Genomic DNA, 9,581 nt, shown 5'->3' with positions numbered 1-9,581 from the left:
GACGCCGGCATCCGGTCGTGGCCCTCTGGCCCGCGGCGCTTGCCGGCGCGCTGGGCGAGCATCTGGGCGTGACCGAGGATCTGAGCATGGAAGCCTATCTCAGGAACCTCCCCGTCGCCGAGGCCGATTTTGCGTGCGACGAGGCCTCCGACCCCTTCTTCAACGTCAACCGGCCCGCCGATCTGGCCCGCGCCGAAGCGCTGCTCGCCGGCCCGGCCGCCGCGGGCGGATGAAATCCGTCTTCTGACGTGCATCGGCTTTGGGTAAGCCGGCTTTTCCTGTTGCAATCGCCGCGCAAACAGTGGGAATATCCGTTTCAGCGCGGCCCACGAAGGCCGCGACCATAAGGAATGCAGCGGCAACAAGCTGCGATCCGGCCAACAGAGAGGTTACTCATGCGTATTTCCAAGCGGTTCACCCTGGCAGTCACTGCGGCTGCCCTCGCCCTGACGATGGGCGCCAGCGCCCAGGCCGCCAGCCACGGCGGCATGAAGAAGATCGTCATCGGCACCGAAGGCGCCTACCCTCCCTTCAACAACCTGGAATCCGACGGCACCCTGGTCGGCTTCGACATCGACATCGCCAAGGCGCTGTGCGCGGAAATGAAGGTCGAGTGCGAATTCGTCACCCAGGACTGGGACGGCATCATCCCGGCGCTGGTCGCAGGCAAGTTCGACGCCATCATCGCCTCCATGTCGATCACCGACGAGCGCAAGGAAAAGGTCGACTTCACCAACAAGTACTACAACACCCCGCCGGCCATCGCCGTGCCCAAGGACAGCACGCTGACCGACGCGACCGATGCGGGCCTCGCCGGCAAGATGATCGGCGCGCAATCGTCGACCACCCACTCCAACTATGCCGAAGAGAAGTTCCCCTCGGCCGAGCTGAAGCTCTATCCGACGCCGGACGAATACAAGCTCGACATCGCCTCGGGCCGCGTCGACGCGGTGATCGACGACGTGATCGTGCTCTCGGAATGGCTCAAGAGCGAAGACGGCGCCTGCTGCAAGCTGCTCGCCACGCTCAAGAACGATCCGGTGATCAACGGCGAAGGCGCCGGCATCGCCATCCGCAAGGGCGAGACCGAGCTCAGGGACATGTTCAACACGGCGATTGCCGCCATCCGCGAGAACGGCACCTACAAGACCATCAACGACAAGTATTTCGACGTTGACGTCTACGGCGAATAATCCGGCCATGCACCGGTAGAACGACGCGAACGACGGCGGGCGGGTTTCGTCCGCCGTTTTGACACCGAGACCGTAAAAATACGGCAGGTCACAGGGGACAGAATGGAACCGGCACTATCCTTGGGAGGGCAGCTCTATGCGCTCATCTCCCTGTTCGATCCGTTCTGCGGACCGGTGGGCATCCTCAATCTGCTGCCGGAGGCTTCGCTGCTGTCGTGCGGCGACACCGGCTGGGGCGACGAGGTGGCGGGTGGCTTCTTCGTCACCATCACGCTCGCCGTCTGCTCGCTGCCGATCGGGCTCGCCATCGGCCTGTTCATCGCGCTGGCGCAGCAGACCGACATCCGCTCGCTCCGGATCTCGGCCGACATCTACACCACCATCTTCCGCGGCCTGCCCGAGCTTCTGACCATCTTCATGATCTATTTCGGGCTGCAGATCGCCGTGCGCATGGCGGCGATGGGCATGGGGTTCGACGAGGGCTTCGAGATCAACTCCTTCGCCGCCGGCGTCATCGCGCTCTCGCTGGTGTTCTCGGCCTATGCCTCGGAAGTGCTGTCCTCGGCCTTCAAGGCCATTCCCAAGGGCCAGTACGAGGCCGGCAATTCGCTCGGGCTCAGGCCCGCCAAGACCATGCGGCTGATCATCCTGCCGCAACTGGTGCGCATCGCCCTGCCGGGTCTCGGCAATCTGTGGATGAACCTTCTGAAGGACACCGCGCTGATCTCGGTGATCGGGCTCGGCGACACGCTGCGCTGGGCCGGCGTGGCGGCGAAGGTGACCAAGGAAGCCTTCTATTTCTACGGCATCGCCTGCCTTCTGTTCCTGCTGCTGGCGGTGGCCTCCTCGGTGGTGTTCTCCAAGATCGAGACCCGCGTGCGCCGCTCGGGAGTGAGCCGGTGAGCGCGGTGAGCGAGCTGATCCCGCCGCAGCCGGCGCCGCCGGCGCCTGCGTTCCTGTGGACGCCGATGCGGGTGCTGGGCGCGGTGCTGCTCGGCTTCTGGATCCTCGCCGGCGTCAGTCTGGTGGCCTGGCTGATCGGCGCCTGGGACATGGACAAGGTGGCGACCTACGGGCCGAAGCTCGTCTCCGGCCTCGGCGTGACGCTGACCCTGGTCTCGATCTCGATCGTGCTCGGCGCGGTGCTGTCGGTGCCGATCGCCTTCGGCCGGATGTCGCAGAACCGCGTGCTCTCGGGCCTCGCCTACGGCTATGTCTATTTCTTCCGCGGCACGCCGCTGATCGCGCAACTGTTCCTCATCTATTACGGCTTCGGCAGTTTTCGCGAGGAGCTCGAGGCGGTGGGCCTGTGGGTGTTCTTCCGCGACGCCTGGAACTGCGCGCTCTTGGCCTTCACGCTCAACACCGCCGCCTACCAGGCCGAGATCCTGCGCGGCGCCATCGAGAGCGTGTCGCGCGGCCAGCACGAGGGCGCGGCGGCGCTCGGCCTGACCCCGTTCCAGACCTTCCACCGGATCATCCTGCCGCAGGCGATGATCGTGGCGCTGAGGCCCTACGGCAACGAGATCATCCTGATGATCAAGGGCTCGGCGATCGTCGCCATCGTCACCGTCTTCGACCTGTTCGGCGAGACCAGGCGGGCCTATTCGCGCACCTTCGACTTCCAGATCTACATCTGGGCGGCGATCTTCTACCTCGTCATCGTCGAGGCGCTGCGCAACATCTGGGCGAAGCTCGAACAGCGGCTGACCCGCCACCTCACGCGATAGTGTTCGGCTGCCCGAGTTGTGCCTTTGAAATCCCTGCACGTCTGCGGTAGAGAGCGCCAAACCCTTGTGTGGAGCCCAAGATGGCCAAGACCGATGACGATGTGCTTGCCGAAGCCTACAACCGCGCGCTGGCGCTGGAGAAATCCGGCGATTTCGACGCCGCCGCCGCGGCCTATGCCGAAGTGCTGGCGCTCGACCCCGACGACCATGGCGGCGCCGCCGTCCGCCTCGCCTCGATGAAGCGCGGCGCGGTGCCCGCGCGCGCGCCTGAGGCCTATGTGGCGACGCTGTTCGACCAGCACGCCGAAGTGTTCGACAAGGTGCTGGTCGAGGACCTGGGCTATCACGTGCCGATGCTGCTCAGGCAGCGGCTGATCGACCTCAACGAAACCAGCTTCGAGCGCATGCTTGATCTCGGCTGCGGCACCGGCCTGACCGGAGGCGCGCTCGAGGACATGGCCGACGACGCCACCGGCGTCGACCTCGCCGAGAACATGGTCGAGATCGCCCACGAGAAGGGCCTCTACGACACGCTCTACGTGGCCGACGCGGTCGATTATCTCGATGACAATGACGACGACCCCTTCGACCTCATCTGCGCCACCGACGTGCTGCCCTATCTGGGCGACCTCGAGCCGCTGTTCGAGGGCGTGGCCAAGAACGCCCTGCCCCGGGCGCTGTTCTGCTTTTCGAGCGAGACCCTGCCCGACGCCGAATTCGAAGGCCGCTCCTACACGGTGGGCCGCTACCAGCGCTTCGCCCACACCGAATGCTATGTCCGCGAACGGCTCTTCACCGCCGGCTTCACCCCGGTCGAGGTGACCGCCATCACCGTCCGCCACGAGCAGGGCCTGCCGATCGCGGGGCATCTGTATGTGGCGCGGAAGGGGTGAGTGGGGGACGTGGCGAAGCGTGAAGCAGGGCTGGACAGGGGATGCGGCTCTCCAGGGGCCACGCCTGGACGCATCGGCGCGGCTGCGCTTGCGATAGCCATCCACGACTAGCCCACGTCGGCCCAGAGTGTCCGCCAGATCCCCTACGACAAACTCACGGAGTGTGGGAACTGGGGATGACGTCCCCAAAAAAAGACCCACCGTGCACGAGGGCAGTGGTCTTGGCCTGTTTCGTCTTCTCCGGCGGACGCATCCCGCCGCGCGGCATCGCGATGCGCGGCGCCACTCTCAGGCCTGATGTCTGCCTCGCAGGGGCGCCCGTCAACATGGGTGACCCGACCGGCGACGAAAGCGCGCAGGAAATTTCCGCGATTGCCTGGGTCGTGGGTGCTGGCGCGGGCTCGGCCCCGACCTCAAACTTCCGGCCCCGAGTGAACCTTTGCCAGCCTCAGCGCTTATGCCTGTGTGGCCTGCCCGGATTGCCTGGGCGGGGGCTTTGACATGGCAGGGGCGGCTCCCCGCCTTCATGGCCATCGAATGATCGAGATGGAGGTCCGGACGTGTTGTTGGAATGGATGTCAGACCCGGCCGCGTGGGCCGGCCTCGCCACGCTGGTCGCGCTCGAAATCGTGCTCGGCATCGACAACCTGGTCTTCATCGCCATTCTTGCCGACAAGCTGCCCGAAAACCAGCGCGACAAGGCGCGGCTGATCGGCCTCTCGCTGGCGCTGTTCATGCGCCTGGCGCTGCTGGCGTCGATCGCCTGGATCGTCACGCTGACAGCGCCGCTGTTTTCGGTGTTCGGCCTCGATTTCTCGGGCCGTGACCTGATTCTGATCATCGGCGGCCTGTTCCTGTTGTTCAAGGGCACGATGGAACTGCACGAGCGCCTGGAGGGGGCTGCCGGCCACACGGAGGGCAAGGTGGCCCATGCGGTGTTCTGGCAGGTGATCGTCCAGATCGTCGTGCTCGACGCGGTGTTCTCGCTCGACAGCGTGATCACCGCCGTCGGCATGGTCGACCATCTGTCGGTGATGATGATCGCCGTGGTCATCGCCATCGGCGTGATGATGGTCTCGTCCAAGCCGCTGATGGCCTTTGTCTCCAGGCATCCCACCGTGGTGATCCTGTGCCTGGGGTTCCTGCTGATGATCGGCTTCTCGCTGATCGTCGAGGGCTTCGGCTACCATCTGCCCAAGGGCTATCTCTACGCGGCGATCGGCTTCTCGATCCTGATCGAGGCCGCCAACCAGATCGGCCGCCGCAACCGCGAACGCGCCGTCACCTCGGGCGACCTGCGCGACCGCACCGCGGAAGCCGTGCTGCGGCTGCTCGGCGGCGGCCGCGCCGATGTCCAGCTCGGCGGCTCCGCCGACGCCATCGCCGAACGCGCCGCCGCGCAGCAGATCTTCGGCAACGAGGAGAAGGACATGATCGCCGGCGTGCTCACGCTGGCGGAGCGTCCGGTGGTCTCGATCATGACGCCGCGCACCGAGATCGACTGGCTCGATCTGGATGACGACGAAACGACGCTGAAGGCGAAGATCCTCGAGCTCGGCCATTCGCGCTTTCCCCTGGCGCGCGGCAGCCTCGACGCCTTCGTCGGCGTCGCCTTGACCAAGGACCTGCTGCGCGACCTTCTCGGCAGCGGCAGCATCGACCTCGAACGGTCGCTGCGCCAGCCGCTGGTTGTGCATGAAAGCGTGAGTGCGCTGCGGCTGATGGAGCAGCTCCGCGCCTCGACCCTGCAGATGGCGGTGGTCGTCGACGAATACGGCTCCATCGAAGGCATCGCCACGCCGACCGACATTCTCGAAGCCATCGCCGGAGACTTCGTCGACGAGAACGAGGAGCCGGTGACCGCCGAGCAGGCCGAGGACGGCTCCTGGCTGGTCGACGGCTGGATCGATATTCGCCGCGCCTCCACCATCGTCAGGGCGGACCTGTCCGACGCCGCCGACCGGTACTCCACGCTCGCGGGCTACATTCTCTGGCAGCTAGGCCATCTGCCGAGCGAGGGCCAGCGGGTCGCCGCCGGCGACTGGGACTTCGAGATCGTCAAGATGGACGGGCGCGCCATCGACAAGGTCCGCATCCGCCAGAAGGAGGCTGCGGCCTGATGACTGATCGCGATCGCGCCCTTCCGATCAGGATGCTCCCGCCGGGACGCCATGCCATGTCCCTCGTCGTGCTGTTCGCCACGCTGGCGCTGGTGCTGATCCTCGTGCCGGATGTCCTGCTGGTGGTTTTCGCGGGCCTTCTGCTGGGCGTCTTCTTCAGCGGCGGCGGCGGGTGGATCGCCCGCCATACCGGTGTCGCGCGCGGCTGGGGCATCGGCGCCTTCGTGCTGCTGATCATCCTCGCGCTGGCCGGCGCCTTCCTCGCCTTCGCGCCGGCCGTGGTGGAGCAGTTCAATCAGTTGCTTGACCAGGTGCCCGCGGCGCTCGACCGGCTGCGCGAGCGGCTCCACGAGTTCTCGTGGGGCGAGGACCTCATGCGGCGCGTCACCCCCGGCGCCCTGCTGTCGGGCGGAACCGAGGGAACGGCGGCGACCGCAGTCGCGACCACCTTCGGCGCGCTCGGCAGCTTCCTCATCATGCTGATCATCGGGCTTTACGGCGCGCTCGATCCCACGACCTACCGGCGCGGGCTCATCAGCCTGCTGGCGCCCTCGGTGCGCGCGGACGCGGAAGATGTGCTCGGCAAGGCCACCGGCACGCTCGGCAACTGGCTTGTCGCGCAGTTGATGGCGATGGCCGTGGTGGGTACGCTGACATGGCTGGGCCTGTGGCTGATCGGCGTGCCGCTTGCGCCGATCCTCGGCCTGATCGCCGCCCTTCTCGCCTTCATCCCCAATATCGGCCCGATCATCGCCGCGGTGCCGGCGGTGCTTCTGGGCTTCTCCGAGGGTCCGACCACGGCGCTGATGGTTGTCGGGGTCTATCTCGGGGTGCAGACGCTCGAAAGCTATGCGATCACGCCGCTGATCCAGCAGGAGCGGGTGTCGCTGCCGCCGGCGCTCATCATCTCGGTGCAACTGCTCATGGGCGCCCTGTTCGGCCTTATCGGCCTCGCCCTGGCGACGCCGATGGCAGCGCTGGGGTTGACGCTGGTGAAGGAAGCCTATGTCAGGCGCTACCTCGGAAGCGAAGCGCATGCCGAGGACCCGACCGGGCGTTCAGACTGAGGCTCTGCCGCGCCGGCATCGCGCTTGGCGCTTGGCGCACCCGTTCGCGTGCCCCCTCACCCGGGCGTGAGCCGCCACACCCCCTCCACCTCCACCGGCCCGGTCGACGGGATCAGGATCGAGTTCACGTCGGCCCAGATCGGCGCGAGATCGTTGTAGTGGCCGGAAAAGACGTTGCCGGATTGGCCCGTGGTCTGGATGTAGGTGGCGCTGTCGAGGTCACCGAGGTCGAAGATGCCGCGGTAGCTCGAGGCATTGGTGTTGGCGTAGGGGTCGGCGTCGTTCTGGAGCTGGGTGTAGCCGCGGTCGAGCGTGAACGGCCCGCCGCCGCTTTCCACCTCGACATTGAAGAAGCCCTTGAGCAGATCGACTTCGCCGAACGGCCGGTGCGCGCCCTTGGCGTAATGGGCGGCGCCGTAGCGCCAGTCCCCGGACGCGGCGCCGTAGCGCGCGGTGAGATCATCGATGGCAGTATTGAAGGCGCGCGCCACGATCTGCTCGCAGCTTTCTTCGGCCTCCGTGCCCTTGACGTCACACCAGTTGCGCGCGGTCCGGCCTGAAAGCAGGTTTTCGAGCACGCGGCCGCGGGCCTTGAACCAGTCCTTAAACAGGAAGCCGAGATCGTCCTCGTAGGTGGCGATCATGGTGGCCCGGACCCAAGCGAGCATCAACAGCGGCTCCATCCGGTCGCGCGCCATCTCGCCGTCCCAGGCGGCAAGCCGCTCGGCGAGCCCGCGGCGCCCGTCGGCGAGCTCCCTGCCCTCGAGCATCGCCAGCATGGCGGGTTTCAGGCCAGCGAAGGCCGGGGAGAAGATGTCGGCCTGCACCCGCCGCGACGTCTCCATCGTGTGCGGCGCGTCCGCGCCGTTGATCAGCGTCTCGATCCGGCTCTGCCGGTAGGGCTCCTCCCAGTCGAAGGTCAGGTGGATCGGATAATCGGGGCCGACGATCTTGGTGTTGGCGGTGGCAATCAGCCCGTCCTCGGGATTGGTCTCGCGCGGCAGTTCGCCATAGGGCGCGTAGCCGCGCCAGTCGTAGATCGCGTTCCAGCCCGGCGCCGGCGCCCGGCCCATCAACAGGTTGGCGGGATCGCGGCGCGGCACCCGGCCGGCGGCCACGAAGCCGATATTGCCCGATGTGTCGGCCACCACCATGGACTGCATTGGCGTCAGGAACGCCTCGAAGCCCGCCTGGAAATCCGCGACTGTGCGCATGTCGAACAGCCGCGTGCCGGCGATCGCCGTGGTGTCGTCATGGGCCAGCGCCACCCATTGCAGCGCCGCCACCGTGTTTTCGGGCAGGAGCGCGCCAAAATGCCGGTAGCCCTCGGGCAGCACCGGGCCGTGCCGGGTCCAGCGCCGGTCAAACACCTTGTCCGCGCCGCCCTTGACCCGGATCGTCTCCTGCTTCCGCCCGAACGCCGCCCAGCCGGTGGGCGTCAGGTACTCCTCCGGATTGGCGGGATTGACCCGCTCGACGAACACGTCCTGCGCATCCGTTGCGGTGTTGGTGAAGCCCCAGGCGATGTCGGTGCCGCGGCCCAGGAGCACATAGGGCGTGCCCGGCAGCGACACGCCGATCAGGTGCCGCGGCGTGTCGAATTCCCCGGTCACCTCGAGATGCGCCAGATACCAGATCGACGGCGCCATCAGCCCCAGATGCGGATCATTGGCAACGATCGGCAGGCCCGACTGCGTGCGCTTGCCCGAAATCACCCAGTTGTTCGACGCGCCCGAGGACAGCATCTCCTCGATGCCGGCGAAGGAAGCCGAGGCATCCGCCGTGGTCAGCGTCTCGCCCAGCGGCGCGGGATCGAGGCCCAGGAGCGCGGTCAGGTCGGGCATCGGCGGCGGCGTGTCGGCGTCGAGATAGGGCAGCAGGTCGCGGATCTCGGCTTCGCCCAGGCCGAGGCGGTGGAAGCCGAGCCTGAGCGCCTCGTCGCCGACATTCTCGGCGAGCGACACCGACATCATCTTGATCGCCGTCAGCGTGTGCGCCGGCGTCCAGGGCTCGGGGGTCACGCCCAGGATCAGGTATTCGGGCGGCAGGCGCGCGGAAAACGCCTGCGGCTCGCGCGCCACCCAGGCATTGATTCCCTTGGCGTAGCTTTCAAGCATCGCCATGGTGTCGGCGTCCATCACCGCGAGCGAGGCTTCGGCCGCCTCGTGGATCCCCATGGTCCTCAGCCACACGTCGGTGCCGATCGTGGCCTCGCCGAACATCTCCGACAACCGCCCCTGCCCCGCCATGCGGCTTACTTCCATCTGCCACAACCGGTCCTGCGCATGCGCGAAGCCAAGCCCCAGGGCCACGTCGGCGCGGGTGGCGCCGCTGATATGCGGCACGCCGTTGCCGTCGCGCGTGATCGTCACCTCGCCATCCAGTCCGGCGATGCGCATCTCGCCCTCGGCCGGCGCCTGGGAGCGGGAGATCCACAGCATTCCGGCGCCCGCGGCCATCACCGCAATCGGCAAAAGGATGAGAATGAGCTTGATAAGCCCTTTGACGATGCGCATCATTGCTTTAAGTCCCTCCCAGGATCCGGTCCGGCAGGCCGGCGAACTGCTTTACGTAACTT

General features: G+C 66.7%; 7 protein-coding genes and 1 pseudogene. 7 read left to right on the top strand and 1 reads right to left on the bottom strand.

The annotated features are described in order from the left end of the window. From LL06_RS18220 to LL06_RS18190, 7 genes and pseudogenes are all read left to right on the top strand, one after another. A pseudogene (locus tag LL06_RS18220) lies at positions 1 to 233 on the top strand (molybdenum cofactor guanylyltransferase MobA); the annotation flags it as partial. A 162-nt stretch (positions 234 to 395) separates the two neighbouring features. Then, complete coding sequence (locus LL06_RS18215; RefSeq protein WP_035530086.1) at positions 396 to 1,193, top strand: ABC transporter substrate-binding protein; 798 nt, start codon at positions 396 to 398, stop codon at positions 1,191 to 1,193. Positions 1,194 to 1,295: 102 nt separating this feature from the next. After that, on the top strand, positions 1,296 to 2,096 hold the full coding sequence (locus LL06_RS18210) for an ABC transporter permease (protein ID WP_035530084.1): 801 nt from the start codon (positions 1,296 to 1,298) through the stop codon (positions 2,094 to 2,096). Next, entirely contained in the window at positions 2,093 to 2,923 is an 831-nt protein-coding gene (locus tag LL06_RS18205; protein ID WP_035530081.1) for an ABC transporter permease, read from the top strand. Before LL06_RS18210 ends, LL06_RS18205 begins: the two co-directional genes overlap by 4 nt. 80 nt (positions 2,924 to 3,003) lie before the next feature. After that, entirely contained in the window at positions 3,004 to 3,816 is an 813-nt protein-coding gene (locus LL06_RS18200) for a methyltransferase (protein WP_035530079.1), read from the top strand. A 575-nt stretch (positions 3,817 to 4,391) separates the two neighbouring features. After that, a complete protein-coding gene (locus tag LL06_RS18195; protein ID WP_201772357.1) occupies positions 4,392 to 5,936 on the top strand; it encodes a TerC family protein in 1,545 nt (514 codons plus the stop codon). 56 nt (positions 5,937 to 5,992) lie between these two features. Further along, positions 5,993 to 7,003 (top strand): AI-2E family transporter, encoded by a 1,011-nt coding sequence (locus LL06_RS18190; protein WP_035530101.1) that lies wholly within the window; start codon positions 5,993 to 5,995, stop codon positions 7,001 to 7,003. A 56-nt stretch (positions 7,004 to 7,059) separates the two neighbouring features. Here the strand turns inward: LL06_RS18190 and LL06_RS18185 are convergent, their stop codons facing one another. After that, positions 7,060 to 9,522 carry a penicillin acylase family protein gene (locus tag LL06_RS18185; RefSeq protein ID WP_052161707.1) on the bottom strand — a complete coding sequence of 821 codons (2,463 nt, stop codon included), beginning with the start codon at positions 9,520 to 9,522 and terminating at the stop codon, positions 7,060 to 7,062. Between the last annotated feature and the right edge of the window lie 59 nt (positions 9,523 to 9,581).

Origin of the sequence: Hoeflea sp. BAL378, from assembly GCF_000759435.1 — a bacterium.
Lineage (GTDB): Bacteria > Pseudomonadota > Alphaproteobacteria > Rhizobiales > Rhizobiaceae > Hoeflea.
This window is presented reverse-complemented; position numbering and strand designations above follow the sequence as displayed.